Consider the following 26,709-nt stretch of genomic DNA (forward strand, 5'->3'; position numbering starts at 1 on the left):
CTCAGTCGGCGACCTCGACTTCTTTCGAGAACGCGACGTAGCCCGAATAATTCCGCCCGACCTTGTCGAAGGAGTCGGGATACGGATGCGGATAGGCCCAGGCCAGGTCCTTGCGCACCTGGTCGCCGGCTCTGATCGAGTAGTACTGGCACTCGCCTTTCCACGGGCAGGTGTACGGGGTGTCGCTGGGCTCGAGCAGGCTGAAATCCACCGATTCGGGTGGGAAATACCAGTTGCCCTCGATCCGGATCAGGTCCGCCTGATCCGCCGCTGCGACGGTGATGTCACCGAGTCGTGCCTTCATGGTCGTTCCTCCCATGCCGGGTCCGCGTGCACTTTCGAGCGTAGTCCAGGCTTCCGACGCGCTCCCGGTTCATGGCGGATTCAATACCAGAAGCTCAGTTGCGGGCGCACCGGCCACGCCAGCAGCCGCGTCGCGGCGGCCGCGTCGGTCGTGTGCACCCGCCCGGCATCGGCGAGCGTCTGCAGCGACACGGCGCCGAGGTACGCCGCCGACAGCTCGGTGGTGCCCAGTGCCACGACGGGGGCGCCGGCGGGGATGTCGCCGCCGGTGGTGACCGCGCCGGTGCCGTCTGCTGCCACCACGAGCACGAACCGTCCCCCGCTGATGCCCAGCGGGTCGGTGACATCGAGCACGAGCGTGCCGGCGCCGGCGTAGCGGCGCGCCGACAGTGCGGCGGGCACGTCGAGGATGCGCAGGTAGTGGTGGTCGCGGATCGTCACCGTAGCGGCGCGACGATCGGAGATCATCCAGGCCAGCGGCTCGTCCACCGACAGCTCGCCGGCCCGCACCGTGCCGATCAGCGGCAGCTCGACGAAGAACCGCCACAGCCCGGCATAGGCCTCCGGGTTCGCCGCGACCAGGGTCGTGATGCGCGCGGGCGACTTGGTGAAGTCGTCGAGGTTCTCCTTGGCGGTGTAGAGCGCGACGCCGGTGACCTCGCCGGCGGCATCGCGGTAGGCCACCGCCCGGGTGTTCCCGGCCTTCTCGGCGTCCGGGTTCTGCCCCGTCATCCGGTCCCAGTGCCGGTCGGGCACGCTGATCTCGCCCGGCCTGCTCAGCCGGATCCGCTCATGCAGACCGGGCAGCAGCGCACGGGCGCGCTCGCGGGCGATGAAATCGACGCGCCCCGGAGCGATCGGCCCCGCCCACGTGGCGCGATTGGTGTCCAGCACCCACTCCGCGGCGTCGACGGCGGGCGCGAAGCCGTAGCGGCCGTAGATCGTCGACTCGCTGACCGTCAGCGCCGCCATCGGCACCCCCACCGCCGCCGCCAGTCGCAGCTCGCCCTCCATCATGGCGCGTGCGATCCCGCGGCGCCGGTGCGTGGGGGCGGCCGTGACCGCGCTGATCGCGACGGCGGGCACACTCTGCCCGCCGGGCACCGACAGGTCGGTCACCCATGAGGCGAACGTGCCGACCGGCTGGTCTGCCAACTCCGTGCCGGGGTCGTAGACGCCGATCAGGCGACGGTCGCCGGATGCCTCGTCGGCGGCGGCGATGTTCGCCTCGCTGCGCTCCGAGTCCAGAAAGCCGCGGGCGGTGGCCTGCAGCCACTGGTCGAAGACGGGCCGCGTGTTCGGCACCACGCGCAGCTGCAGGCCCTGTGCGGCCAGCGCGGCCACGGCTGCGGAATCGGCCGGGCCGTCGTGGAACATAGTGGCGAGATCGGAGGTCATCGGGCATCTCCAGGTTCAGGATCGATCGCGGATGGAAGGTCAGGATGCCAGCACACGCGCGCCGGGGACCGGGCCGTGCACGTGCATGGTCTCGTATCCGGCGGCGCTGAGCACGACCTGCAGGTCGAGGGCGGCGTGCTCATGGTCGACGAGGAAGGCTACGGTGGGACCCGAGCCCGAGACCAGACCGGTCATGGCGCCTTGGTCCAGGCCGAGCCGGATCACGTCGTCCAGTTCGGGCCGCAGCAGCAGTGCCGCGTGCTCGAGGTCGTTGTGGGATGCCCCGGCCAGAAGCCGCGGGTCGCCCTGGCGCAGCGCCTGCAGCACCGTCGGCCGCACCGTCGGCCGCGTCGGAACCGGCAGCGCCTGCAGCGATCCGCTGGCCCGGTATTCATCGAGGCGGGCGTACACGGCGGGCGTCGACATCCCCTGGTCGCTGGTGACCAGCACCCAGTCGAACCGGCCGCGCGCCAGTGCCGGGCTCAACTGATCGCCGCGCCCGGTGCCCACGGCGGTGCCGCCCATCAGCGCGAAGGGCACGTCGGCGCCCAGACGCGCGCCCAGCCGCTGCAGATCGTGCGCAGACAGCCCCGCTCCCCACAGCGCATCGCAGGCCAGCAGCGCCGCCGCGGCATCCGCCGATCCGCCGCCCATCCCGCCGGCCACCGGAACGGTCTTGTGGATGTCGAGGTGCACGCCGTCGTCCCAGCCGATGTACTCGGCGAGCAGGCGTGCCGCGCGCACGGCCAGGTTGCTCTCGTCGGTGGGCACCCCCGACACATCGACCGCGCCGGTGACGGCGACGGTGAACGCATCGGACTCGGTGGCCCAGACATCCTCGTATGCCGACACCGCCTGATAGGCCGACGCGACCTCGTGGTACCCGGTGGCATCGGCGCCGCCGACCGCGAAGAAGACGTTGATCTTCCCCGGTGCACGCGCGTGCACGCGGCCGGCGACGAATGCCTCGGTCACAGTTCCGTCGACACCGCCCACCGGTCCACGTCGACCGAGCCGGCGAGCGTGTCGATCTGCTCGAGCTCTTCGGTGTCGAAGGCCGGGCCGTTCAGCGCCTGGATGTTCTCGTCCAGCTGCACGGGCCGGGATGCCCCGATCAGCGCCGAGGCGACGACCTCGTCGCGCAGCACCCACTGCAGGGCCATCTGCGCGAGCGTCTGGCCCCGCTCGCGGGCGACGTCGTTCAGGCTCCGCAGCGCCTGGAGCGTCGTGTCGGACAAGCGCCCGCCCGGCAGCGAGCTGCGCTGCTGCGCACGCTCAGCGGTGCCGTCCTCCAGGTACTTGTCGGTCAGCAGGCCCTGCGCGAGCGGCGTGAACGCGATCGCGCCCATCCCCTCTTGTGCCAGCGCACCGGTCAGCCCGTCCTCGATCCAGCGGTTGAGGATCGAGTAGGCCGGCTGATGGATCACCAGCGGCGTGCCCAGGCTGCGGGCGATGGATTTCGCCTCGACGGTGCGTTCGGGACTGTAGGAGGAGATGCCCACATACAGGGCCTTGCCCTGGCGCACCAGCGTGTCCAGGGCGCCGATGGTCTCTTCCAGCGGAGTGTCCGGGTCGGCGCGGTGCGAATAGAAGACGTCCACGTAGTCCAGGCTCATCCGCGCCAGGGACTGATCGGCGCTGGCCAGGATGTACTTGCGGCTGCCGAGCGTGCCGTGGGGGCCCGGCCACATGTCCCACCCCGCCTTGGACGAGATGATCAGCTCGTCGCGGTACGGGGCGAAGTCCTCGCGCATCATCCGGCCGAAGTTGGTCTCGGCGGTGCCGTAGGGCGGGCCGTAGTTGTTGGCCAGGTCGAAGTGGATGATGCCGCAGTCGAAGGCGTGCCGCAGCAGCTCGCGCTGGCGGTCGAACGGGATGTTGTCGCCGAAGTTCCACCACAGGCCGAGCGAGATCAGGGGCAGATAGAGACCGGAATCCCCCACCCGGCGGTAGCCGAGGTGGGTGTAGCGGTCGTCGGCGGCCGCGTACGGGCGATGGATGTCGTGCTGGGTCGTGCTGAAGCGCGTCTGGTCGGTCACTCGTCCAGGCTAGCCAACATCACGGCGCCCGCCACCCCCTGCCCGCGCCGGCCGCTAGCGGCTCGTGCGAGCGATGGCGACGAAGTCGTCGATGCCCAGCTGCTCGCCGCGCAGCGTCGGTGCGATGCCGGCCCGCTCCAGCACAGCCGTCGCCGCAGCCGACGTGCCGCCCAGAACGGCGGCCAGGGCCTGGCGCAGCATCTTGCGCCGTTGCCCGAAGGCGGCATCCACGATCTGGAAGGTGCGCCGCCGCAGCGCCTCGCTGCCGCGCGGCCGGGCATCGCGGGTGAACGCGACCAGGATGCTGTCGACGTTCGGCACCGGCCAGAACACCTGGCGCGAGACGGTGCCGGCCACCCGCCACGACCCGTACCAGGCCGCCTTCACACTCGGCGAGCCGTAGACCTTCGAGCCGGGGGGCGCGGCCAGCCGCTCCCCCACCTCGGCCTGCACCATGACGACCGCGCGCTGCAGGCCGGGGAACGTCTCGAGAAGATGCAGCAGCACCGGCACCGACACGTTGTAGGGCAGGTTGGCGACCAGGACGGTGGGATCGCCCTCCAGCGACGTGATGCGCAGGGCATCGGCATCCACCACCGTCAGCGCGCCGTCGGGGACGCCGTGCTCCGCCGCCGTCCGCGGGAGCCGGGCGGCCAGGCGGTGGTCGATCTCGACGGCGGTGACGGCGGCCCCGGTCTCGAGGATCGCCAGGGTCAGCGACCCGAGGCCCGGCCCGACTTCGACCACGCGCTCGCCCGGCGCCACGGCCGCGGCCTGTACGATCCTGCGGACCGTGTTGGCGTCGTGCACGAAGTTCTGCCCGAGCTTCTTGGTGGGGGTGACGTCGAGGTCTGCGGCCAGAGCGCGGATCTCGGCCGCGCCGAGCAGTGTCACGGGCATGGACTCCATCCTGCCCCAGTGCGCAGCTGATCGAGGGACGGGGCGCAGGAACTGCGCCGCGGTCATTCGGTCAGCGGCGGCACGACGGTTCCCTGATCAAGCGGCGGCAGAACGATGAACCAGATCAACGCACCCGGCTGCTGCGGCACTACGCGCACGACCTCGCGTTCTCCGATGACGCACTGCGGCGCGCCGCCGAGCACACCGCGGGGGTGACCGGGTCGTTCGCGAAGGAGTTGATCCGGCGCAGCGTCCTGACTGCCGCCGCACGCGACGAGCCGGTCGCCGACGCGCATCTGGCGACGGCGCTGGGCGAGCTGATGAGCGCACGGCAGCATTTGACCCGGCGCATGCGTGAGCGGAACGCGATCAGTCCTCGAACCGCCCGTAGACGGCCACCGTGTTGGCGGCCAGCTGCGCGCACAGCTCATCGACGTCGACACCGAGCTCCGCGGCCATGAACCGCACCGTCACGGGCACCAGGTAGGGCGCGTTGGGGCGGCCGCGCAGCGGCATCGGCGTCAGGAACGGGGCATCCGTCTCGACCAGGATGCGCTCGCGCGGCGCGATCGCCAGCGCGTCCCGCAGGTTCTGCGCGTTCTTGAACGTGATGTTGCCGGCGAACGACAGGTAATAGCCGCGCTCGGCTGCCACGCGCGCCATGTCGGCGTCGCCCGAGAAGCAGTGGAACACCGTGCGATCGGGCGCGCCGTGGCGCGCCAAGGCAGACAGCACCGCGTCGTGCGCGTCGCGGTCGTGGATCTGCATCGCGATGCCGTGCTTCTTCGCGAGCGCGATGTGCGCCTCGAACGAGACGAACTGCGCGCCTCGCCCCTCCTGGCCGGTGCGGAAGAAGTCGAGCCCGGTCTCGCCGATCGCCCGCACCCGCGGCTGTGCGGCCAGCTCGTCGATCACCGCGATCGCCTCGTCGAGCCGGCCTGCCGCCGCGTACCCGGGTGCCTCGTTCGGGTGGATCGCGACCGCCGCGAGCACGCGCGGGTCACGGGATGCCGCGTCCGCCGACCAGCGGCTGGACGAGATGTCTCCGCCGGCCTGCACGACACCGGCGATGCCGACGGCAGCCGCCCGCGACAGCTGCTCGTCCAGGCTCAGCGGGTCCTCGCCGTCGGCGATCTCGAGGTGGCAGTGGTTGTCGTACACCGGCACCGCCAGCGGCTCGGGCGGCGGCGGGTAGGACACGTCGCGCGCGCCCTTCTCGCGGCGGCGCACGTAGTTGCTGGGGTCGTCGGGCATGCTCAGGCGGGCTGCTCCACGCGCGGGAACAGCGGCGCCAGCGCGTTCACCGAGGTACCCGGGCGCAGGATGCCCCAGGCGCCGGCCGCCCGGATCGGCTGGTCCTGCAGCCGGCCCAGCGTCTCGGCCGCGCCCAGCCCGATCCACAGCTTCTCGGTGGCCACCGGCATCACCGGCGACAGCAGCACGGCCAGCGCCCGCAGCCCCTCGGACGCCGTGTACAGCACGGTGCCGAGTCTCTCGCGCCGCGCGTCGTCCTTGGCCAGCTGCCACGGCTCGTTGTCGGTGATGTAGGCATTCAGCTCGTCCACGATCGTCCAGATCGCGGCGATCGCCTCGTCCATCCGGAACCGCTCCATGGCGGCATCGGCCGCCGCGGCGGCATCGGCCACCGTCTGCTGCACGGCCAGATCACGGTCGGAGTAGGTGCCGGGCGCCGGCACGATTCCCTCGAAGTACCGGTCCACCATCGCCGTGGTGCGCGACGCGAGGTTGCCGAAGCCGTTGGCCAGCTCCGCCTGGTAGCGCGCCGAGAGATCCTCCCACGAGAACGACCCGTCGTGGCCGAACGGGATCGCCGAGAGGAAGTAGTAGCGGTACGCGTCCGAGCCGAACACGTCGGTGATCTCGGTGGGCGCGATGCCGGTCAGCTTGGACTTGGACATCTTCTCGCCGCCGACCAGCAGCCAGCCGTGCGCGAACACGCCGCGCGGCACCTCCAGCCCGGCCGCCATCAGCAGCGCAGGCCAGATCACCGCATGGAAGCGCAGGATGTCCTTGCCGACCACGTGGTACGCCGGCCAGCGGCGCGCGAAGTTCGCCTCGTCGGCGCCGTAGCCCACGGCGGTGATGTAGTTCAGCAGCGCGTCCACCCACACGTAGATGACGTGCGAGGCATCCCACGGCACCTTGATGCCCCAATCGAACGTCGATCGCGAGATGGACAGGTCCTTCAGGCCCTGTCTGACGAACGAGACCACCTCGTTGCGCGCCGAATCGGGCCGCACGAAATCGGGCTCGGCCTTGTAGAGCTCCAGCAGCCGGTCGCCGAACTCGCTGAGCTTGAAGAAGTAGTTCTTCTCCTGCAGCAGCTCCAGGGGCTTGGAGTGGATCACGCAGACCTTCAGCCCTTCGAACGGACCGGTGCCGTCGACGATCTCAGACTCGGGCTTGAACTCCTCGCAGCCCACGCAGTACAGCGCCTCGTACTCGCCGGCATAGATGTAGCCGCGGTCGTACAGCGTCTGGAAGAAGACCTGCACGCTCTCTTCGTGCCGGGGCTGCGTGGTGCGGATGAAGTCGTCGTTGGCCACGTCCAACGACTTCAGCAGCGGGAACCAGCTCTCGGTGACGAGCTTGTCCACCCACTGCTGCGGCGTGACGCCGTTCGCGGCGGCGGCGCGCAGCATCTTCTGGCCGTGCTCGTCGGTGCCGGTGAGCATCCAGGTGTCATCGCCGGCCTGCCGGTGCCAGCGCGCCAGCGTGTCGACGGCGACGCTCGTGTAGCCGTGCCCGATGTGCGGCAGATCACTGGGATAGTAGATCGGCGTGGTGATATAGAAAGAGCCCGCTGAAGTCACCCTCCGAGTCTAGTTTGACCAGGCGATCGCACCCGCCGGTGCGGCCTCAGCCGTTCTTGACGGCCAGGGCCGCCTGATACAGCTCGCGGCTGGAGTGGCCGGTCAGGCCGGACACCTCGGCCACGGCGTCCTTGAGCCGGAGGCCGGTGCGGGCCAGATCGAGCACCTCGGTGACGGCATCGCCTAACGCGATGCGCCGCGGCGCCGCGCCGCCGACGACCACGACCAGCTCGCCGCGCACACCGGCCGCCGCCCAGTAGGCAAGCTCTGCCAGCGTGCCGCGCACGACCTCCTCGTGCAGCTTGGTCAGCTCGCGGCACACCGCCGCACGCCGGTCGGCGCCCCATGCGGCCGCCATGTCGGCGAGGGTCGGTGCCACGCGCGAGGGCGCCTCGAAGAAGACCATGGTGCGCGCCTCGGCGGAAAGCGCCGCCAGCGCCGCGCGGCGCTCCCCCGGCCTGCGGGGCAGGAATCCCTCGAAGGTGAAGCGGTCGGTGGGCAGTCCCGCCACCGCCAGCGCCGTGATCACCGCGCTGGGGCCCGGCAGCGCGGTCACGGTCACGCCCTGCGCCGCCGCCTCGGCGACCAGGCCGTAGCCGGGATCGCTGACGGTGGGCATGCCGGCGTCGCTGAGCACCAGCAGATCCTCGTCCCGGGCCGCCGCGACGAGCTCCGCGGCCTTCTGCTTCTCGTTGTGGTCGTGCAGGGCGATCAGGCGCGGCCGGTTCGCGATGTGCAGCGCCGCCAGCAGCCGCTGCGCCGTGCGGGTGTCTTCGGCGGCGATCGTGGTGGCCTGCTCGAGCGCCTCGATGAGCCGGCGCGAGGCATCGCCCAGATTTCCGATGGGCGTGGCCGCAAGGATGATCACCGCCCCAGCATAGGCTGGGACGGTGACTGGGACGGCGGACGTGCTGCTGTCCGAGGCCGCGCCTTCGCACCTGGACCGCTGGGCGGCGCGCGTGCGCGCCTCGGCCGTGCGAAGCCGCCGCATCGACGTGCTGGCCCCGGTGCTGGTCACGCTGCTGGCAGGGATCCTCCGGCTGTGGAACCTCGGTCATCCGCACGCGCTGGTCTTCGACGAGACCTACTACGTGAAGGATGCCTGGAGCCAGTGGGTGCTCGGCTTCCCGGCGAACTGGCCCAGCGACGCCGACGCCGGGTTCATCACCGGCAAGACCGACGCGTTCCTGAGCACCGGCAGCTTCGTCGTGCACCCACCGCTGGGCAAGTGGATCATCGGCGTGGGGATGTGGGCCTTCGGCCCGGACTCGTCGACCGGCTGGCGGATCAGCGCGGCGCTGCTGGGCACGGCCACAGTGCTGCTGGTCTACCTGCTCGCCCACCGGCTGACCCGCTCCACCGTGTTCGCCGCCGTCGCCGGACTGCTGATGGCCGTGTCCGGACTCGGGATCGTGCTGTCGCGGGTGAGCCTGCTCGACATCTTCCTGACCTTCTTCAGCGTGCTGGCGTTCCTGTTCGCCGTGCTCGACCGGCAGCGGCACCTCGACCGCCTGTCCCGGCTCGGCCTGCGCACGCTGTGGGGCCGGCCCTGGCTGGTCGCCGCCGGCACCGCCGCAGGGGCGGCGACCGCGGTGAAATGGTCGGGGCTGTACGTGCTGGCCGGACTCGGCCTGTACGTCGTGATCACCGATGCCCTGGCACGCCGCCGCGCCGGAGCGCCGATGTGGCCGTGGGACGCGCTGCGCCAGGGCCTGGCATCCTTCGTGCTGTTCGTGCCGGTCGCGCTCGCGGTCTACCTCGCCTCCTGGGCCGGGTGGTTCGCCACCGACGGTGGCTATGACCGGCACGCCGCCGACGTCTCGCCGGCCACCGGCGTGTTCGCCTGGGTGCCGTTGCCGCTGCAGAGCCTGTGGATCTATCACGAGGCCATCTATGCGTTCAACGTGGGACTGTCCACGCCGCACAGCTATGCGAGTCCGGCGTGGCAGTGGCCGCTGCTGATCCGTCCCACCTCGATGTACTGGCACCAGGACCAGGTCGGGCAGGCCGGCTGCACCTGGGCGGGCAGCTGCGTGCAGTCGATCTCGTCGATCCCGAACCCGTTCATGTGGTGGGGCGGCATGGCGGCGATCGTGTATCTGGTCGTCGCGTTCGTGCTCCGACGGAACTGGCGGCACGCCGTCGTGCTGCTGGGCGTCGGATCGGCGTACCTGCCGTGGCTGATGTTCCCCGACCGCACGATCTTCCAGTTCTACACGATCGCGATCGCGCCGTTCGCCGTGCTGGCGCTGACCTTCGCGCTGCGCGACATCGCCGCCGGGCACGGGCGGATCCGGCGCCTGGCCGGCCAGCGGATCGTGTGGATCTACCTGGCCGTCGTCGTGGCGCTGTCGGCGCTGTGGTATCCGGTATGGGTCGGGATGCCGGTGCCGTACTGGTTCTGGCTGCTGCACAACTGGGTGCCCACCTGGATCTGAACGGCTACGCTCGTGATGTGAGCGTGCGTATTGAGAAGGTCGATCTGCCGGGCATCGGCATCCGCCACGACCTCATCACCGAAAGCGGCAGGCGTCTCGCGGTCGTGCGCTACCGGGACGGCGAGCGTGAGCTGGCGCTGTACGACGCCGACGATCCGGACTCGTGCAAGGAGTCGCTGCGCATCAGCGAGGACGAGGCCGAGTCGCTGGCCGACCTGTTCAGCGCGTCGCTGGCGGTCAGCCGCCTCACCAAGCTGACCGAAGAGACCGACGGGCTCTACACCGACAAGATCGCGCTGCCCTCGGATTCGCCGTTCATCGGTCGCACCCTCGGCGACACCAAGACCCGCACCCGCACGCATGTCTCGGTGGTGGCGGTGATCCGGGACCGGCGCGTGATCGCCTCGCCCACCCCGGACGAGATGCTGCACGAGGGGGATGTCATCGTCTCGGTGGGCACCCGCCCCGGATTGGATGCCGCAGCCCGGCTTCTGGCCGACGGCCCCGAGTGATCAGCGCACAGCGCCGATGACCGATACCACGATCGTCCTCATCGAGGTCGGCGCCCTGCTGTTCGCGATGAGCCTGCTCGGCCGGATCGCCGCGCGGTTCGGCCTGTCCCCCATTCCGCTGTATCTGGTCGCGGGTCTGGCCTTCGGCACCGGGGGTCTGGTGCCGATGGACGCCAGCGAGGGCTTTTTCACGATCGGCTCCGAGATCGGCGTCATCCTGCTGCTGGCGCTGCTGGGGCTGGAGTACTCCGCTGACGAGCTGCTGCACGGAATGCGCCGCTCCAAGGCGGCCGGTGTGCTCGATGCCGTGCTCAACGCCGTGCCCGGCGCCGCCTTCGCGCTGATCCTGGGCTGGGGACCGGCCGCGGCCGTCGCCGTCGCCGGCATCTGCTGGGTCACCTCCTCGGGGGTCGCCGCGAAGCTGCTGCGCGACCTCGGCCGGATCGGAAACCGCGAGACGCCCGTCATCCTGTCGATCCTGGTGATCGAGGACCTCGCGATGGCGTTCTACCTGCCGACCGTGTCGGCGATCGTGATCGGGGTGAGCCTGCTGCAGGGCTCGATCCGGGTCGCGGTGGCGGTCGCGGTGGTGCTGATCATCCTGTATGTGGCGCTGAAGTTCGGACCGTTCATCTCCCGCCTGTTCACGCCGGATCTGGCCGAGCCGCTGCTGCTGGGCGTGCTCGGCCTGACGATGCTGGTCGCGGGCCTGGCCGAAGAGGTCAGCGTGTCGGCCGCGGTCGGGGCGTTCCTGGTCGGCATCGCGCTGTCCGGCCGCGTGGCGCAGTCCGCCCGTGAGGTGCTGACGCCGCTGCGGGATCTGTTCGCCGCGGTGTTCTTCCTGTTCTTCGGGCTGGCCACCGACGCCACCGAGCTGCCGTCGGTGATCATCCCGGGCCTTATCCTGGCCGCCATCACGATGGCCACCAAGATCGTCACCGGCTACCTGGCCGCGCGCCGCGCCGGCATCGGCGTGCCGGGCCGGTGGCGCGCCGGGATCGGGCTGACCCCGCGCGGCGAGTTCTCGATCGTGATCGCGGGACTCGCCGCGGGCACCGCGCCGGCACTGGCGCCACTGGCCGCCGTCTACGTGTTCATCACGGTCATCGGCGCGACGCTGCTGGCGCGCCTGTCCGACACGGCATGGTTCCGCAGGGTCACCACGCGCACGGCCAGCCGGCCGCTGCCGTCGGCCGGCTGACGCGCCGGGTGGCGGGCTGCCGCGTCAGCTGCCGAACACGGCCGGGTCGGTGGTCGGCAGCCGGCACGCGAAGTCACGGCAGTCGTAGGCGGTGGCGATGTCGCCGGTCTTGCCCTCGAACAGCGTGAATCCGGCGCCGGCCAGCTGCCGTGCCTGGGCCGCGGTGACCGTCGCGAACACATCCGCGGCCTGGCCGCCGGCGGCGCGCGTGAGCGGGTCGGCCGCCGTGCCGCCGACCACCACGAGCTGCCGCGGTGCGCCGGTCAGCGCGGCGGCGACCCGCAGCAGCGCGCCGTGCGCGGTCGGCTCGGCGAGCGCGCGTGCGGCGTGGGTGCGGACGACGGAGGCCGCGGCATCCCGATACCGACCTCCGGCGCCGATCAGCCACAGCGCATAGGCGGCGTCAGCCACGGCGGCCGGACCGGAGGGGTGGTCGCCGTCGGAGACGGCCGGCGCCGATGCCACGCCCTGCGCGGCCAGCACCGGGTCGCCGCCGCCGGGTGCCGCCGGCCGGGGGCCCTGCAGCAGGCAGGCGTCGACCAGGTCGCGCGCGGTCTGCGCGTACGCGATCTCGCCGGTGGCCGCGGCCAGCGCCACGAGCCCCGACGCGAGCAGTCCGTGGTCTTCGAGCGTGGCCAGGGCGGGTGAGATGATCTCGTCCAGTGATGCACGGTGCAGCCGGCCGCCCGGCGCGACGTTGACCTCGAGCACGGCGTCGGCGGCCCGCCGGGCCGCGTCGATGAACGCGGTCTCGCCCAGCCGCGCGCCGGCGCGGGCGAGCGCACCGATGGCCATCCCGTTCCAGCCGGTGACGATCTTGCCGTCGATCGCCGGGGGCTGCAGGCCGCCGCGCCCGGCGGCATCCTGCGCGTAGTAGCCGCCTTCGCTGCGGGCGCCGTCGATGAGCGACTCGGAGTCCTGCGCGCTGGCGAATCCGCCGGACGGCTGCTGCAGGACGTCGATCAGGAACGCGGCGATGCCGCGGGCGATGGCGTGCTCGCCGGCGTCGAGGGCGACCTCGAGCAGGCCCGCGTTGTCGGTGAGCATCCGCTCGTAGTGCGGGATCGTCCAGTCACGGCGGGTCGCGTAGCGGAAGAACCCGCCGTCGACGTCGTCGTGCAACGGCGACGCGGCCATCGCGCGCAGCGCGCGCAGTGCGGCGGCGGTGACGTCCGGAACATGGTCGGCGAACGCCGGGGACTGCAGAAAGCGCAGCACCGGCACCATCGGGAACTTCGGGGTCGTCATGCCGGCTCCGGCCGGCGCGAACCCGCCGTATTGGCGGTCCTCGCGCTCCAGCACCAGTTCGGCCGTGCGGCCCAGGTCCTCGGCGGTCGGCAGCGCGTCGGCGGCCGTGGTGGCCTCACGCACCGCCGCCAGGGCGGCCACGACGCTCTGCGCGGTCTGCTCGACCTGGTCACGGCGGGCCGTCCACGCCTCGGTCACGGCGGCCAGCACCTGCCGGAACGAGGTCATCCCCTGCCGCGGCTCAGACGGAAAGTAGGTGCCGGCGTAGAACGCGTGCCCGCCGGGGGTTGCGAACACCGACAACGGCCAGCCCAGATTCCGGGTGAAGGCGCTGGCTGCGGCCAGGTACGCTTCGTCGACCTCGGGGTGCTCTTCCCGATCGACCTTGATCGCGACGAAGCCCGCGTTGAGCACGGCGGCGGTGGCGGCATCCTCGAACGACTCCCGCGCCATCACATGGCACCAATGGCAGGTCGAATAGCCGATCGAGATGAAGACCGGCACGTCGCGCCGCGCGGCCTCGGCGAAGGCTTCGGTGCCCCACGGGTACCAGGCCACCGGGTTGCCGGCGTGGGCGCGCAGATAGGGGCTGGCGGAGTCGGCGAGTCGCGATGCCATGTCAGTTCACTTCATCGGGGTGTGCGCTGACCCGCCCCGACCCGTCGCCCGGCTCGAGGGCGTCGATCGCGGCGACCTCGGCGTCGGTGAGGGTGAAGTCGAAGACGGCGAAGTTCTCGGCCAGACGCTCCCGGTGCACTGATTTGGGGAACAGGATGCGGCCGTGCTGCAGGTGCCAGCGGATGACGGCCTGCGCCGGCGTCTTGCCGTGCGCGGCAGCGGCGGCGGAGACAGCGGGCGCGCCGAACAGGTCGTACTTGCCCTGGCCGAGCGGGCCCCAGGCCTCGATCCGGATGTCGTGGGCGGCGGCCCAGGCGGTGACGGCCGGCTGCTGATGCGCGGGGTGCAGCTCGATCTGGTCCACGGCGGGGACGACGCCGGTGGCGGTGACGATCTTCTCCAGGTGCGGCACCAGGAAGTTGGAGACCCCGATGCTGCGGGCAAGGCCCGCCGCGCGCAGGTGGATGAGCTCCTGCCAGGCGTGCAGGTAGTTGTCGGCAGCGGGCGTCGGCCAGTGGATCAGGTACAGGTCGACGTGATCGAGGCCGAGCCTGTCGAGGCTCTCGCCGATCGCGGCGCGCGGCTGGTCGCCGTCGTGCCGGTCGTTCCACAGCTTGGTGGTGATGTACAGCTCGTCGCGCGGGATGCCGCTGGCGGCCAGCGCCGCGCCCACGCCCTGCTCGTTGCCGTAGATCGCGGCCGTGTCGATGTGCCGGTAGCCCAGCTCGAGGGCTTCGGACACCGCCCGCTGCGCGTCGGCGGGCGGCACCTTGAAAGTGCCGTAGCCCAGCTGCGGGATCGTGCTGCCATCGTTGAGCGTGATGCGGGAAACCGTCATGCCCCCAGCCTAGGAGTCGCCGGCGCCGCGTGCGCCGGCCCGCTCATCGCGCCGTCCGAGGTCGCCGGGTTGCAGCGAACCCGGGGCAGACCAGCACTCGCGTCACCCCTGTGCCGAGTGCAGCACGCGCCCGCGCCGTCGGCGAACTTCGCCGGGACGGCGGGTTCGACACCTGGCCGCGATACGATCGAGGGCTGTGTCCGCGCCCGAACCCGTCATCACCTACCCGCCGGAGCTGCCTGTCAGCGCCGCGCGGGCCGAGATCGCGCGCGCGATCGCCGAACACCAGGTCGTGATCGTCGCCGGCGCCACCGGTTCGGGCAAGACCACGCAGCTGCCCAAGATCTGCCTCGAGCTCGGCCGCAGCAGGATCGCACACACCCAGCCGCGCCGCATCGCGGCCCGCAGCATCGGCGAGCGCATCGCGCACGAGCTGCAGGTGCCGCTGGGCACCACCGTCGGCTACAAGGTGCGCTTCACCGACAAGGTCACCGACGAGACCCGCGTCGCGCTGATGACCGACGGCATCCTGCTCAACGAAATCCACCGCGACCGGCTGCTGCGCCGCTACGACACGATCATCGTCGACGAGGCCCACGAGCGATCGCTGAACGTGGACTTCCTGATCGGCTACCTGCGCCGCATCCTGCCGCGACGCCCCGATCTGAAGGTGATCATCACCTCGGCCACGATCGACCCGGCCAGCTTCGCCGCCCACTTCGCCGAGCCGGACGGCACGCCCGCCCCCATCATCGAGGTCTCGGGCCGCACCTACCCGGTCGAGATCCGCTATCGCGATCCGCTCCACGACGACGAGGAGGACGACCTCGAGGGCCTGGTCGGCGCGCTGCGCGAGCTCGACCGCGAGCCGGCCGGCGATGTGCTCGTCTTCCTGCCGGGCGAGGCCGAGATCCGCGACGCGACGGATGCCGTCCGCGGCATGTACGCGCACGATGCCGCGCCCACCGAGGTGCTGCCGCTGTACGGGCGGCTCTCGTCGGCCGAGCAGCATCGCGTGTTCGAGCCGTCGACGGTGCGCGGCGTGCGCCGGCGGATCATCCTGGCGACCAACGTCGCCGAGACGAGCCTGACCGTTCCGGGCATCCGCTATGTCGTCGACTCCGGCACGGCCCGCATCTCGCGCTACAGCAGCCGCAGCAAGATCCAGCGGCTGCCGATCGAGGCCATCTCACAGGCATCCGCCCAGCAGCGCTCCGGGCGCGCCGGCCGCACCGCTCCCGGCGTCGCGATCCGCCTCTACTCCGAAGAGGACTTCGCATCGCGACCCGAGTACACCGAACCCGAGGTGCTGCGCACGGGCCTCGCCTCGGTGGTGCTGCAGATGCTCTCGCTCGGCTTCGGCGACATCGCCGAGTTCCCGTTCCTGACGCCCCCCGACTCGCGCAGCGTCAAGGCCGCGTTCGACCTGCTCGTCGAGCTCGGTGCCGTCACCCGGCAGCGCGAGCACCCCGCACTCACCGACCGCGGCCGGGAACTGGCCCGGCTGCCCATCGACCCCCGGTTCGCCCGCATGCTGATCGAGGCACGCCGCACCGGCGTGCTCGCCGAAGTGCAGGCGATCGTGGCGGGCCTGTCCATCCCCGACGTGCGCGAGCGGCCGGAGGCCCAGCGCGAGGCCGCCGACCGGCTGCACGCCCGGTTCACGGACCCGACCAGCGACTTCCTCAGCCTGCTGAACCTGTGGAACCACCTGCAGCAGCTGCAGCGCGAGCTCGGCTCCAGCGCCTTCCGACGCACCTGCCGGGCCGAGCACCTGAACTACGTGCGCGTGCGGGAATGGTTCGACGTGCACCGCCAGCTGCGCTCGCTGCTCAAGGCCGACAGGCACGAAGAACCGGCCGCCGCCGCCCCGGATGCCGTCCACCAGGCGATCCTGTCCGGTCTGCTCTCGCACCTCGGCGTCCTCGACACCCGCACGGTCAAGGTCGACCCGAAGCACCCGAAGCGGGCCGCCGCCGCGGGCTACATCGGCGCGCGCGGCGCGCGGTTCACTATCTTCCCCGGCTCGGCGCTGCGCAAGAAGCGCCCCGAGGCGGTGATGGCCGCGGAACTGGTCGAGACCAGCCGGCTGTATGCGCGCACCGTCGCGGCCATCGACCCGGCCTGGGCCGAGCCGCTGGCCGGCGATCTCGCGAAGCGCACCCTCAGCGATCCGCACTGGTCGAAGGATGCCGGCGCCGCCGTCGCCGCCGAGAAGGTCACCCTGTTCGGGGTCGAGATCATCCCGCGCCGTCGCGTGCAGCTGGCGCGCATCGACCGCCCGCTGGCCCGTGAGCTGTTCCTGCGGCACGGGCTGGTCGACGGCGAATGGGACATCTCGCACCTGGACAAGCGGCTGACGGCGTTCGACCGGCGCAACACCGACCTGCGGCACCGCCTCGAGAAGGTGGAAGAGCGAGAACGCCGCCGCGACATCCTCGCCGGGGACGAAGCGGTGTTCGCGTTCTACGACGCGCGCCTGCCGCGCGACGTGTTCGACGTGCGCTCGTTCACGAGCTGGTGGCGCGAGACCAGTGCGCGCACACCGCGCCTGCTCGACATGAGCGAGGCCGACCTGGCCGGCGATGCCGCCCGCGCCGACGAGCGCGACTTTCCGACCAGGTGGACGCAGGGCGACCAGGTGCTGTCGCTGGCCTACCGGTTCGAGCCCGGCGCGCCCGACGACGGCGTCACGGCGGTGGTGCCGCTGGCGCTGTTGGCCCAGCTGCGCCCGGACGGATTCGACTGGCAGGTCCCGGGCCTGCGCGACGAACTCATCGCCGCACTGATCCGGTCACTGCCCAAGGCGATCCGCCGCACCGTCGTGCCGGCGGCGGACTGGGCGGCCCGGTTGGGCGAAGAACTGGCAGGGCAGGGGCCGGAATCGCACGACGGGATGCCGCCGATGACGCTGCGCGAGGCGCTGGCCGGCCGCATCCGACGCGTCGCCGGTCAGCCGGTCGCCGTCGCCGACTTCGACATGGCGCGCGTGCCCGGCCACCTGCAGATCTCGTTCCGCGCCATCGATCGGCGCGGGCGGCCGGCGGGCGCGGATCGCGACCTGGCCGCGCTGCAGGCCCGGCTGGCCGAGGACTCCCGCGAAGCGGTGACCCGGTCGCTGAGCGGACCGGCGCGCGGCCCGCGCAACCCCGCGCCGCATGCACCCGCGTCGCACGCGCACCCGTTGCATGCACCCGCACCGGGGCCGGCCACGACCGAGCGGGGTGGCCTGACGACGTGGGACCTCGAGTCGATCCCCGACGTGGTCGACTCGAAGGTGCCCGGCGGCGTGGTGCGCGGCTACCCCGCGCTGACCGACGACGGCGCGACGGTGTCGCTGCGCATCGAAGCGACCCCCGAAGCGGCCGCAGCGGCCACCCGCGCCGGCGTGCGGCGGCTGATCCTGCTGTCCACGCCGAGCCCGGCCGACTATGTGCTGAACCACCTGACCGCACCCGAGAAGCTGGCCCTGGCGGCATCCCCCTATCCTTCGGCGCGCACGGCGATCGAGGACTGCCGCGTCGCCGTCGCCGATGCCGTGATCGAGCGCGTGCACCCGGACGGCGCGATCCGCACCCGTGCCGCGTTCGAACAGGCGCGCGACGCGTTCGCCGGCGCAGTCGTCGATGAGCTGTTCTCCGCCGTGTCGCTGCTGGCGAAGATCCTCACCGCCGCCCGCGACGTGCAGCGCCTCGTGCAGGCCACCAATGCACTGACCCTGCTCGCCGCGCTCGGCGACGTCAAGGCGCAGGTGGCGGGTCTGGTCTTCCCCGGATTCGTCGCACGCACCGGTACGGCCCGACTCGCGCAGCTGCCGCGCTACCTGCGCGGTGCGCAGCTGCGCCTGCAGGCGCTGCCCGACGCGCCCGGCCGCGACCGCCAGCGCCTGACCGAATACGAGCGCGCCGCCGCCGCCTACGCTGAAGCCGGCGGCGGCATCCCGCCGGCACCCGACGCACCCGCGCATCTGGTGCACGCACGGTGGATGCTGGAGGAGTACCGGGTGAGTCTGTTCGCGCAGTCCCTCGGCACGATCGAGTCCGTCTCGCCGCAGCGCATCGGCAAGGTGCTGCGCGGGCAATAGCCCATCGACACCAGGAGGTTCAGCCCACATGGCACACGTGATCGAATACACCGAGTTCGGCGGACCCGACGTGCTGACGCTGCGCGAGGTCGCCTCGCCGGCGCCCGGCCCGGGCGAGGTCACCGTCGCCGTGGCCGCGGCGGGTGTCAATCCGCTCGACGCGAAGCTGCGCTCGGGGTCGCGCCCGAGCGGCCCCATCACGGCGCCGCGCCGGGTGGGCCGGGACGCCGCCGGCCGGGTCACCGCCGTCGGCGCCGGCGTGGCAGATCTGCGCGCCGGCGATGAGGTCATCGTCTTCGACTCGCTCGGCGCCTACGCGAGCGAGCTGACCGTGCCTGCCGCGCACGTGCAGCCGCGCCCGCCCCAGGTCTCGGCCGCCGAAGGCGCCGCGCTGGGGGTGCCCGCCGGCACCGCGTATCAGACCCTGCGCGCGCTGGGGGTGCGCCCCGGCGACACCCTGCTCGTGCACGGCGGCTCGGGGGCGGTCGGACAGGCGGTCGTGCAGTTCGCCGTGCTGTGGGGCATCGCCGTCATCGCGACCGCCTCGCCACGCCGGCACGAGCGGCTGCGCCGGCTCGGGGCGATCCCGATCGCCTACGGCACGGGGCTGGAAGACCGCGTCCGGCGGGCGGCGCCCGCGGGCGTGCACGGCGTCATCGACATCGCCGGCACCGACGAGGCCATCGACGTGTCGCTGCACCTGGTGCCCGATCGCGGCCGCATCATCACACTGGTGCGCGGCAAGGATGCCGCATCCCTGGGCATCCGCGCGTTCCTGGGGGGCTCTCCCGACCCGCTGCCGCCGCGCGCCGTGGCGCTGCGCGCCGAGGCGATGCCGGTCACCCTCGCGCTGATGGCCGCCGGACGGTTCAGCGTCGAGCTGGGCCCGTCCTTCCCGCTGGCCGAGGCCGCCGAGGCGCACCGGGTCCTGGCGGCAGGAGTGGACGGGAAGATCACCCTCACGCCCTGATCAGGGCTGGTCGCCGGTGGCCACCGGCCGGCCCGGCGAGTTCGACCACTGGCTCCAGGAGCCGGGATAGACGGTCACGTCGATTCCCGCCAGCGCCCCCGCCAGCGCGGTGCGGGCGGCGGTGATGCCCGACCCGCAGTATGCCGCCACCGGCGTGCCGGCGGTGACGCCGGCGTCGGCGAATCCCGCCCGCAGCGTGTCGACGTCGCGGAACCGGCCCCGGTGCAGCTGCTCGGTGCCGGGGAGGTTGACCGCACCGGGGATGTGCCCGGCCTGCGGATCGATCGACTCGGTCTGGCCGCGGTACCGATCGGCCGCCCGCACGTCCAGCAGCACGCCGTGGTCCGGCCACGCGGCCGCCTGATCGATGTCGGCCACCCCGGCGGTGATCTCGTGCAGCACGACATCGCCCTCCGGCGGCAGCACGGCGCCGTGCTCGATCGGCAGCCCCGCGTCCACCCAGCTGCGCAGCCCGCCATCGAGCACGCGCACGTCGGCCACGCCCGCACCGCGCAGCAGCCACCAGGCGCGCGAGGCGCCCATCGAGCCCCAGTCGTCGTAGGTCACGACGATCTCGCCCTCGTTCAGTCCCCAGCGCTGCGCCGCCGCCTGCAGCACCGGCAGCGAGGGCAGCGGATGCCGGCCGTCCTGCGGGGCGCGCTGCTCGGCCAGGTCGTAGTCGAGGTCGACGTACACGGCGCCGGGCAGGTGCCCGTCCAGATACGCGGGCAGGCCGTCGGGACGGTCCAGCCGCCACCGCACGTCGAGCACCCGCACCGCGGCGGGGCCGGCAAGCAGTTCGGAGAGTTGGTTCGGGTCGATCAGAAGCGCCATGTCTCCATTTTGCCCGCTGCGGCGCGTCGCCCAGACCGGACGGGCCGCTCGGGCCCCTGGCCGCAATACTTCGACACACACCACCGCGCCGGCCGCCGGCGCCGAGGACAATGGGGCCATGTCCGAATCCGCCGACCGTCCGTCCCGTTCGTTCGCGACCCTGCAGGTGCAGGCCGGATTCTCGGCGGCGACGGCCCCGGCGGCGGCGGTGCCCCCGATCTACCAGTCCAATGCGTTCGAATTCACCTCGCTCGCGCACGCCCGCGACCTGTTCGCGCACCGGGTGGACGGCGACGTGTATTCGCGCACCGCGAATCCGACCGTGGCCGTGTTCGAGCAGCGCATCGCGGCGCTGGAGGACGGAGTCGCCGCGGTGGGCCTCGCCTCCGGCCAGGCGGCCGTCGCGCTGACCCTGCTGGCGCTGTGCGGACGCGGCGGGCACATCGTCGCGGCGACGCAGCTGTACGGCGGCACGATCGATCTGCTCGAAGACACCCTGCCCGACTGGGGCATCGCCACGACCTTCGTCGACCAGGACGACATCGCCGGCTGGCGGGCCGCCGTGCGCGAGGAGACCCGCGTGTTCTTCGCCGAGACGGTCGCCAACCCGCTCGCGCAGGTGCTGGATGTCACTGCCGTCGCCGGCGCCGCCCACGCGGCCGGGGTGCCGCTGGTGGTGGACAACACCATCGCGACGCCCTACCTGCAGCGGCCGAAAGAGTTCGGCGCCGACGTCAGCGTGCACTCGGCGACCAAGTTCATCGGCGGGCACGGCACCGTGCTGGGCGGGGCGATCGTCGACCTGGGCACGTTCGACTTCACGGCCGACCCGCAGCGCTGGCCCGCTCTGACCGAGCCATCCCGCCGGGTGCCCGGCACGAGCCTGGCCGACCGCTTCGCCGATTCGTCGCCCCTGATCGCCCTGATCAAGGCGAAGTACCTGCACGACCTGGGTCCGAGCCTGCCCGCCAGCAGCGCATTCGCTCTGCTGCAGGGCCTGGAGACCCTGGACCTGCGGATGCAGCGCCACAGCGCATCGGCCCGGCAGGTGGCCGAACACCTGGCCACCCACCCGGCCGTGGCCACGGTGCACCACCCGGCGCTCCCGGGCAACGCCTGGCACCGGGCGGCGCGCACCTATCTGCCCCGCGGGGCGGCGTCGGTGTTCTCGATCGATCTGCACTCCACCGGCGACCCGCGGGCCGACTTCGACCGCGTCGAGACGTTCATCTCGGCCCTGCAGGTGCTGCGGCTGCTGGCCAACATCGGCGACGCACGCAGCATCGTCACGCACCCGGCCTCGATGACGCACTCGCATCTGTCGGCACCGCAGCTGGCGGCCGCCGGCATCACGGATACGACCGTACGCCTGTCGATCGGGCTGGAGGACCCCGCCGACATCATCGCGGATCTGGATCGGGCACTGGCTCTAGTCTGTCAGTCATGACCGGACTTCGCTGGGGCATCCTCGCCACGGGCGGCATCGCGCACGCCTTCACCTCCGACCTGCGCACCGCCGGACTGGACGTGCAGGCGGTCGGATCGCGCCGGGCCGGGGCCGCCGCCGAGTTCGCCCGGCAGTTCGACATCCCGCGCGCGCACGGCTCGTACGAGCAGCTGGCCGCCGACCCCGAGGTCGACATCGTCTACATCGCGACGCCGCACCCGATGCACGCCGCCGATGCGCTGCTGTGCCTGGCGCACGGCAAGCACGTGCTGGTGGAGAAGCCGTTCGCCCTCACCGCGCACCAGGCCCAGCAGGTGCAGGAGGCTGCGGCCGCGGCGGGCCTGCTGGCCATGGAGGCGATGTGGACGCGGTACCTGCCGCACATGCGCCGCATCCACGAGATCCTGGACGCCGGCGTGATCGGCGAGGTGCGCGCCGTGTCCGCCGACCACACGCAGAGCCTGCCGACCGACCCCGCGCACCGGCTGAACGCCCTCGACCTGGGCGGCGGGGCGCTGCTGGACCTCGGCGTCTATCCGATCTCGTTGGCCTGGGACGTCCTGGGCGAGCCGGTGCAGATCAGCGCCCAGGCGCGGCTGGGCGCCACCGGCGCCGACACCGAGGTCGGCACCGTGTTCACGCACGCGGACGGGGCGATCTCCACGACGCTGTCGTCCTCGCGCGGCGCCGGCCCCACCACGGCGCACATCGTCGGCACGAGCGGTCGCATCGACATCGACCGGGTCTGGTACAGCCCGACCTCGTTCCGGGTCGCCGCGCCAGGCGGCACGGTCACCGAAGAGTACGCCTCGCAAGTGGACGGCCGCGGCATGCAGTACCAGGCGCTGGCGGCAGAGCGGATCCTCGCCGCCGGCGGCCGCGACAGCGACATCCTGCCCATCGCCGAGACCGTGGCCATCATGCGCACCCTCGATGCGGTGCGCGCGCAGATCGGCGTGCGCTACCCGGCGGACGACCCGGACTGAGAGTCGGTGCCGGACTGGCGGCGGCGCAGCTCGGCCCGCAGCCGCTCCTCTTCGATCTCGCGCTCCAGATCGGCCAGCTGCTGCTCGGTGCTGCGCGGGTCGCCCGCAGGCGACGGCGACGCCGTCGGGGCGGCGGAACGCTGCGTGCGCCGCGGCGTCGGCCGCGCCGCGCGCACCGGCCGCTCCGCGCCCGCTCCCCGTTGCGGATACTCCCGGCCGAGCACGAACCACAGGATCACCCCGAGCAGCGAGAGCAGGATCACCACCAGCAGCCAGAGCAGTTTGGGCATGTACCGGATCTGCGAATCATCACGCGTGATGATGTCGACGACGGCGAAGACCATCGCCGCGATCACCAGGAGCGAGAACAGAAAGGGCATGACACGAGCATAGAGCGACCTGCGAGACTGGGGGCATGACCAGTTCCTCCGACGCCCGCGTGGCCGTCTACCTCGACTTCGACAACATCGTGATGTCGTGGTACGACCGGGTCCACGGGCGCAATTCGTATTCGCACGACCGACAGCGCATCTCGGCCGACCCGACCGACCCCGAGATCGCGCAGCGGCTCGCCGAGGCCACGATCGACGTGGGCGCCATCATCGACTACGCCGCCTCGTTCGGCACGCTGGTGCTCACCCGTGCCTACGCGGACTGGTCCAGCCCCGTCAACGCGCAGTACCGCTCCCAGCTGGTCGCGCGCGCCGTCGACCTGGTGCAGCTGTTCCCCGCCGCCGCCTATGCGAAGAACGGGGCCGACATCCGCCTTGCCGTGGACACCGTCGAGGACATGTTCCGACTGCCCGATCTGACGCACGTGGTGATCGCCGCCGGCGACTCCGACTACGTGCCCCTCGCGCAGCGCTGCAAGCGGCTGGGTCGGTTCGTGGTGGGCGTGGGCGTGGCCGGGTCGACGGCGAAATCGCTGGCCGCCGCATGCGACCAATTCGACTCCTACGACTCGCTGCCGGGCATCACCGTCACCCCGGCGCCGGCGCCGGCGGCGGAGGAGGTCTCGGATGCCGCTCCCGCGGCCCGCACCCGCAGGAAGAAGCAGAAGCAGGAGGACAAGGAGCACGAGCAGGAGCAGGTCGCCTCGGGCGAACTGCTGGAGCGCGCGCTGAAGCTCGAGCACGTGCGCACCGACGACGAGTGGGTGCACCTGTCGGCCGTGAAGAACCTGCTCAAGCGGATGGACCCGTCCTTCAGCGAGAAGGCGCTCGGGCATCGCTCGTTCTCCGACTTCGTCAAGTCGCATCCTGAGGTGGCCGAGCTCGACGAATCGACCAACATCGTGACGGTGCGCCTGCAGCCGGCCCGGTCGTGACCGACCCGGCACTGCGGCGGCTCCCCGACGGCACGGTCAAGCAGATCGGTCCGCTCACCGGCACCCGGGTGTGGACGGTGCCCGGGCGGGCGAACCGGCCGCTGGCACCGGCCCGCGACGAGCCGCACCCGCTGGCGTGCGGCGAGCGCACCCGGCTGTGCGCGTTCTGCTCGGACCGGTATCTGGAGACGACGCCGGAGAAGGACCGCCTGGTCGGACCCGATCATGCGCGCCTGTCGCACCTGATGGCCAGCGCCCTGGGCGACACCGTCGCCGAGTTCCGCCGGTTCGGCAACCTGTTCGAGATCGTCTCGGCCGAGTACTGGCGGGAGAACTACGGGTTCCGGCCACCGGCATCCGTCGTCGACTGGGCCGGCGCATACTTGGCCGACCCGCAGGGGCGGGCGCACATCGAGAAGATCGCCGCGATCCGGGCCGCGTCCTCGGGCATCCCGCAGAGCCTGGAAGAGGCGGCGCTGGACCTGGTCGGGGGCTCGCACGACGTGATCGTCGCGCGCCGGCACGTGCGCGACGGCGCCACGACCGACGACGATCTGGTCTCGGCCGGGGTGCTCACGCCCGACGAACACGCCGCCTATCTGTCGTTCACGGTCGCCGCTCTCGGCGAGATCGCCGCGGCGCAGCCGCACGCGAAGTACGTGTCGGTGTTCCAGAACTGGCTGCGGCCGGCCGGGGCATCCTTCGAGCACCTGCACAAGCAGCTGGTCGCGATCGACGCGTACGGGCCGCAGATCGAGCGCGAGCTGAACATGCTCGCCTCGGACCGGGAGCTGTATCAGCACGCGATCGCCGACCTGTCGGTCGAGGAGAACCTGATCGTCGCGGCCAACGACGGCGCGGTCGCCCTCGCCGGGGTGGGGCATCGCTACCCGTCCTTCGAAGTGTATTCGACGGGCACCGCGAACCATCCCACCGAGCACTCCCCCGCCGGGCAGCGGGCGGTCTCGGACCTGCTGCACGCCCTGCATGCCGCCACCGGCGTGCACGTGCCGACCAACGAGGAGTGGCACTACCGCCCCCTGGACGCCCCCTGGCCGATGCCATGGCGGATCGTGCTGAAATGGCGCATCTCGAATCCGGCCGGCTTCGAGGGCGGCACCCGCATCTATGTCAACACGATCGACCCGTGGACGCTGCGCGCCCGCGCCGTCGATGAGCTGACCCGGCTGCGCGGGCTCGGCACGATCGCCGACGGCATCCGCATCGGCGACGAATGCACGGCCGCCGACGCGCGCTTGCGTTACGCGGACTGAACGGGAGCGGGTGATGGGCACCGTCGGGCTGCGCGGAGATCGCGGCGCCATCCTGCTCTCCCTGATGCTCGGCACGTTCCTGATCGCGATCGATTCGACGATCCTGGCCACGGCCGTGCCGACCATCGTGCACAGCCTCGGTGGGTTCAGCCAGTTCCCTTGGCTGTTCTCGATCTATCTGCTCGGGCAGGCCGCCTCGGTGCCGGTGTATGCGAAGCTCTGCGACACGTTCGGCCGCAAGCCGGTCATGATGTTCGGCATCGCGCTGTTCCTGGTCGGGTCGATCCTGGCCGCGAACGCCTGGAGCATGACGGCGCTGATCGCGTTCCGCGCCGTGCAGGGGCTGGGCGCGGGCGCGATCACCCCGTCGAGCATGACGATCGCCGGCGACATCTACACGGTGCGCGAGCGCGCCACGGCGCAGGCGTACCTGGCCAGCGTCTGGGCGATCTCGTCGGTGGCCGGCCCGACGCTGGGCGGCGTGTTCGCGCAGTTCTTCTCCTGGCGGTGGATCTTCTGGGTGAACGTGCCGCTGTGCCTGCTGGCGATGTGGATGCTGCAGCGCAGCTATCACGAGACGTTCGAGCGGCAGCGGGCGCGCATCGACCTCACCGGCGCGGCACTTCTGACCGCCGGCCTGGTGCTGCTCGTGCTGGGCGTGCTGGAGGGCGGCCAGAGCTGGGCGTGGGACAGCTGGCAGAGCATCGGATGCTTCTCGTCGGCGGTCGTGCTGCTGGTGGTGTTCGGTCTGGTCGAGCGGCGGGCCGCCGACCCGGTGCTGGCGCCCTGGGTCTTCGGCAGCCGCGTCGTGATGACCACGGCCGCCGCGTCGCTGGTGGTGGGCGTGGTGCTGATCGGCCTGACCTCCTTCGTGCCCACGTTCCTGGAGACCTCCGCCGGCGCCGTCCCGCTGCTGGCGGGACTGGCCGTGGCGGTGCTGAGCCTGGGCTGGCCGATCAGCGGCGCGCTGGCGGGGCGCTTCTATCTGCGCATCGGGTTCCGCAACACGGCGGTGATCGGCAGCGTGCTCAGCGTCGTGGGGGCGCTCATGCTGACGGTGTTCTCGGCGACGCCGTCGGCCCTGCTGACGGCCCTGGGCTGCTTCGTGGTCGGGCTCGGGCTGGGCCTGGTCGCCAACCCGGCGCTGATCGCCGCGCAGTCGTCGGTGGGTCTGCGCCAGCGCGGCGTCGCCTCGGGCACCAACATGCTGGCCCGCTCGGTGGGCAGCTCACTGGGCGTGGCGGTCTACGGCGCGATCGCGAACTCGGTGATCGGCGCGCGCGGCGGGTCGCAGAGCGCGACGGCCGTGCAGGCCGGGTCGACGGCCGTGTTCATCGGCGTGGCCGTCTCGGCGCTCATCCTGATCGTCTGCACGGCCCTGATCCCGCATGTGCCGATCGTCGACGAGCCCGCGCCCGGCGAGCCGGCAGTCAGGTGAGCGCAGCCAGCTCAGCGCGG

Annotated in this window: 23 protein-coding genes; 10 read left to right on the forward strand and 13 right to left on the reverse strand. The window is 71.9% G+C overall.

Annotated elements, in window-relative coordinates; all coding sequences use genetic code 11:
* Position 1: 1 nt before the first annotated feature.
* The 9 genes from ABD705_RS09650 to rsmI all read right to left on the reverse strand — a co-directional run bounded on the left by ABD705_RS09650 (position 2) and on the right by rsmI (position 8,342).
* Positions 2-304, reverse strand: coding sequence for a DUF427 domain-containing protein (locus tag ABD705_RS09650; RefSeq protein WP_344782973.1), 303 nt, complete (start codon positions 302-304; stop codon positions 2-4).
* 80 nt (positions 305-384) lie between these two features.
* Positions 385-1,701 (reverse strand): GNAT family N-acetyltransferase, encoded by a 1,317-nt coding sequence (locus ABD705_RS09655; protein ID WP_344782975.1) that lies wholly within the window; start codon positions 1,699-1,701, stop codon positions 385-387.
* Positions 1,702-1,740: 39 nt separating this feature from the next.
* Complete coding sequence (locus ABD705_RS09660; RefSeq protein WP_344782977.1) at positions 1,741-2,676, reverse strand: 4-(cytidine 5'-diphospho)-2-C-methyl-D-erythritol kinase; 936 nt, start codon at positions 2,674-2,676, stop codon at positions 1,741-1,743.
* Positions 2,673-3,740 carry an aldo/keto reductase gene (locus ABD705_RS09665; protein ID WP_344782979.1) on the reverse strand — a complete coding sequence of 356 codons (1,068 nt, stop codon included), beginning with the start codon at positions 3,738-3,740 and terminating at the stop codon, positions 2,673-2,675. The genes ABD705_RS09660 and ABD705_RS09665 overlap by 4 nt, the downstream gene beginning before the upstream one ends.
* A gap of 54 nt (positions 3,741-3,794) precedes the next feature.
* Complete coding sequence (gene rsmA, locus ABD705_RS09670; RefSeq protein ID WP_344782981.1) at positions 3,795-4,640, reverse strand: 16S rRNA (adenine(1518)-N(6)/adenine(1519)-N(6))-dimethyltransferase RsmA; 846 nt, start codon at positions 4,638-4,640, stop codon at positions 3,795-3,797.
* Between the two features lie 62 nt (positions 4,641-4,702).
* Positions 4,703-4,936, reverse strand: coding sequence for a hypothetical protein (locus ABD705_RS09675; RefSeq protein ID WP_344782983.1), 234 nt, complete (start codon positions 4,934-4,936; stop codon positions 4,703-4,705).
* Positions 4,937-5,009: 73 nt separating this feature from the next.
* Positions 5,010-5,894, reverse strand: coding sequence for a TatD family hydrolase (locus tag ABD705_RS09680; RefSeq protein WP_344782985.1), 885 nt, complete (start codon positions 5,892-5,894; stop codon positions 5,010-5,012).
* A 2-nt stretch (positions 5,895-5,896) separates the two neighbouring features.
* The gene (gene metG, locus ABD705_RS09685; protein ID WP_344782987.1) at positions 5,897-7,474 is read right to left on the reverse strand and encodes a methionine--tRNA ligase; all 1,578 of its coding nucleotides are present in this window, start codon (positions 7,472-7,474) and stop codon (positions 5,897-5,899) included.
* A gap of 46 nt (positions 7,475-7,520) precedes the next feature.
* Positions 7,521-8,342, reverse strand: coding sequence for a 16S rRNA (cytidine(1402)-2'-O)-methyltransferase (gene rsmI, locus ABD705_RS09690; RefSeq protein WP_344782989.1), 822 nt, complete (start codon positions 8,340-8,342; stop codon positions 7,521-7,523).
* Between the two features lie 22 nt (positions 8,343-8,364).
* Here rsmI and ABD705_RS09695 point away from each other — a divergent pair, with 22 nt between their 5' ends.
* Genes ABD705_RS09695 through ABD705_RS09705 form a run of 3 tightly spaced genes read left to right on the forward strand, consistent with a single transcriptional unit; the run spans position 8,365 to position 11,625 of the window.
* Entirely contained in the window at positions 8,365-9,912 is a 1,548-nt protein-coding gene (locus tag ABD705_RS09695; RefSeq protein ID WP_344782991.1) for a dolichyl-phosphate-mannose--protein mannosyltransferase, read from the forward strand.
* A gap of 17 nt (positions 9,913-9,929) precedes the next feature.
* The gene (locus ABD705_RS09700) at positions 9,930-10,424 is read left to right on the forward strand and encodes a cation:proton antiporter regulatory subunit (protein WP_344782993.1); all 495 of its coding nucleotides are present in this window, start codon (positions 9,930-9,932) and stop codon (positions 10,422-10,424) included.
* A 16-nt stretch (positions 10,425-10,440) separates the two neighbouring features.
* Positions 10,441-11,625 (forward strand): cation:proton antiporter, encoded by a 1,185-nt coding sequence (locus tag ABD705_RS09705; RefSeq protein WP_344782995.1) that lies wholly within the window; start codon positions 10,441-10,443, stop codon positions 11,623-11,625.
* A 24-nt stretch (positions 11,626-11,649) separates the two neighbouring features.
* Here the strand turns inward: ABD705_RS09705 and ABD705_RS09710 are convergent, their stop codons facing one another.
* Together ABD705_RS09710 and ABD705_RS09715 are read right to left on the reverse strand one after the other, a co-directional pair.
* A complete protein-coding gene (locus ABD705_RS09710; protein ID WP_344782997.1) occupies positions 11,650-13,491 on the reverse strand; it encodes a thioredoxin domain-containing protein in 1,842 nt (613 codons plus the stop codon).
* A 1-nt stretch (position 13,492) separates the two neighbouring features.
* Positions 13,493-14,329 (reverse strand): aldo/keto reductase, encoded by an 837-nt coding sequence (locus tag ABD705_RS09715; protein WP_344782999.1) that lies wholly within the window; start codon positions 14,327-14,329, stop codon positions 13,493-13,495.
* 196 nt (positions 14,330-14,525) lie between these two features.
* Here ABD705_RS09715 and hrpA point away from each other — a divergent pair, with 196 nt between their 5' ends.
* Positions 14,526-18,413 carry an ATP-dependent RNA helicase HrpA gene (hrpA, locus tag ABD705_RS09720; protein ID WP_344783001.1) on the forward strand — a complete coding sequence of 1,296 codons (3,888 nt, stop codon included), beginning with the start codon at positions 14,526-14,528 and terminating at the stop codon, positions 18,411-18,413.
* A 28-nt stretch (positions 18,414-18,441) separates the two neighbouring features.
* Positions 18,442-19,383 (forward strand): quinone oxidoreductase family protein, encoded by a 942-nt coding sequence (locus ABD705_RS09725; RefSeq protein ID WP_344783003.1) that lies wholly within the window; start codon positions 18,442-18,444, stop codon positions 19,381-19,383.
* Here ABD705_RS09725 and ABD705_RS09730 read toward each other — a convergent pair whose 3' ends face one another.
* Positions 19,384-20,217, reverse strand: coding sequence for a sulfurtransferase (locus ABD705_RS09730; protein ID WP_344783005.1), 834 nt, complete (start codon positions 20,215-20,217; stop codon positions 19,384-19,386).
* Between the two features lie 118 nt (positions 20,218-20,335).
* On the opposite strand from ABD705_RS09730, the gene ABD705_RS09735 reads away from it, so the two are divergent.
* Positions 20,336-21,664: an O-acetylhomoserine aminocarboxypropyltransferase/cysteine synthase family protein gene (locus ABD705_RS09735; protein ID WP_344783007.1), complete on the forward strand. Its 1,329-nt coding sequence runs from the start codon at positions 20,336-20,338 to the stop codon at positions 21,662-21,664.
* A complete protein-coding gene (locus ABD705_RS09740) occupies positions 21,661-22,650 on the forward strand; it encodes a Gfo/Idh/MocA family protein (protein WP_344783009.1) in 990 nt (329 codons plus the stop codon). Before ABD705_RS09735 ends, ABD705_RS09740 begins: the two co-directional genes overlap by 4 nt.
* On the opposite strand, the gene ABD705_RS09745 is transcribed toward ABD705_RS09740, so the two are convergent.
* Positions 22,626-23,030 (reverse strand): PLDc N-terminal domain-containing protein, encoded by a 405-nt coding sequence (locus ABD705_RS09745; RefSeq protein WP_344783011.1) that lies wholly within the window; start codon positions 23,028-23,030, stop codon positions 22,626-22,628. The two genes, ABD705_RS09740 and ABD705_RS09745, sit on opposite strands and share 25 nt — an antisense overlap.
* A gap of 35 nt (positions 23,031-23,065) precedes the next feature.
* On the opposite strand from ABD705_RS09745, the gene ABD705_RS09750 reads away from it, so the two are divergent.
* From ABD705_RS09750 to ABD705_RS09760, 3 genes are read left to right on the forward strand one after another with little or no spacing between them, the layout of a single operon-like run.
* Complete coding sequence (locus tag ABD705_RS09750; RefSeq protein ID WP_344783013.1) at positions 23,066-23,977, forward strand: NYN domain-containing protein; 912 nt, start codon at positions 23,066-23,068, stop codon at positions 23,975-23,977.
* A complete protein-coding gene (locus ABD705_RS09755) occupies positions 23,974-25,251 on the forward strand; it encodes a DUF4921 family protein (protein WP_344783015.1) in 1,278 nt (425 codons plus the stop codon). Before ABD705_RS09750 ends, ABD705_RS09755 begins: the two co-directional genes overlap by 4 nt.
* Before the next feature lie 13 nt (positions 25,252-25,264).
* Positions 25,265-26,689, forward strand: coding sequence for an MFS transporter (locus ABD705_RS09760; protein ID WP_344783016.1), 1,425 nt, complete (start codon positions 25,265-25,267; stop codon positions 26,687-26,689).
* Positions 26,690-26,709 lie beyond the last annotated feature (20 nt).

The organism is Microbacterium kribbense (genome assembly GCF_039537285.1).
Lineage (GTDB): Bacteria > Actinomycetota > Actinomycetes > Actinomycetales > Microbacteriaceae > Microbacterium > Microbacterium kribbense.

Coding starts and splice junctions, on each gene's coding strand:
- ABD705_RS09650 (WP_344782973.1), bottom strand. CDS start 304: ATGAAGGCACGACTCGGTGACATCACCGTCGCAGCGGCGGATCAGGCG.
- ABD705_RS09655 (WP_344782975.1), bottom strand. CDS start 1,701: ATGACCTCCGATCTCGCCACTATGTTCCACGACGGCCCGGCCGATTCC.
- rsmA (WP_344782981.1), bottom strand. CDS start 4,640: ATGCCCGTGACACTGCTCGGCGCGGCCGAGATCCGCGCTCTGGCCGCA.
- ABD705_RS09675 (WP_344782983.1), bottom strand. CDS start 4,936: ATGCGCGTCGGCGACCGGCTCGTCGCGTGCGGCGGCAGTCAGGACGCT.
- ABD705_RS09680 (WP_344782985.1), bottom strand. CDS start 5,894: ATGCCCGACGACCCCAGCAACTACGTGCGCCGCCGCGAGAAGGGCGCG.
- ABD705_RS09705 (WP_344782995.1), top strand. CDS start 10,441: ATGACCGATACCACGATCGTCCTCATCGAGGTCGGCGCCCTGCTGTTC.
- ABD705_RS09710 (WP_344782997.1), bottom strand. CDS start 13,491: ATGGCATCGCGACTCGCCGACTCCGCCAGCCCCTATCTGCGCGCCCAC.
- ABD705_RS09715 (WP_344782999.1), bottom strand. CDS start 14,329: ATGACGGTTTCCCGCATCACGCTCAACGATGGCAGCACGATCCCGCAG.
- ABD705_RS09725 (WP_344783003.1), top strand. CDS start 18,442: ATGGCACACGTGATCGAATACACCGAGTTCGGCGGACCCGACGTGCTG.
- ABD705_RS09730 (WP_344783005.1), bottom strand. CDS start 20,217: ATGGCGCTTCTGATCGACCCGAACCAACTCTCCGAACTGCTTGCCGGC.
- ABD705_RS09735 (WP_344783007.1), top strand. CDS start 20,336: ATGTCCGAATCCGCCGACCGTCCGTCCCGTTCGTTCGCGACCCTGCAG.
- ABD705_RS09740 (WP_344783009.1), top strand. CDS start 21,661: ATGACCGGACTTCGCTGGGGCATCCTCGCCACGGGCGGCATCGCGCAC.
- ABD705_RS09745 (WP_344783011.1), bottom strand. CDS start 23,030: ATGCCCTTTCTGTTCTCGCTCCTGGTGATCGCGGCGATGGTCTTCGCC.
- ABD705_RS09750 (WP_344783013.1), top strand. CDS start 23,066: ATGACCAGTTCCTCCGACGCCCGCGTGGCCGTCTACCTCGACTTCGAC.
- ABD705_RS09760 (WP_344783016.1), top strand. CDS start 25,265: ATGGGCACCGTCGGGCTGCGCGGAGATCGCGGCGCCATCCTGCTCTCC.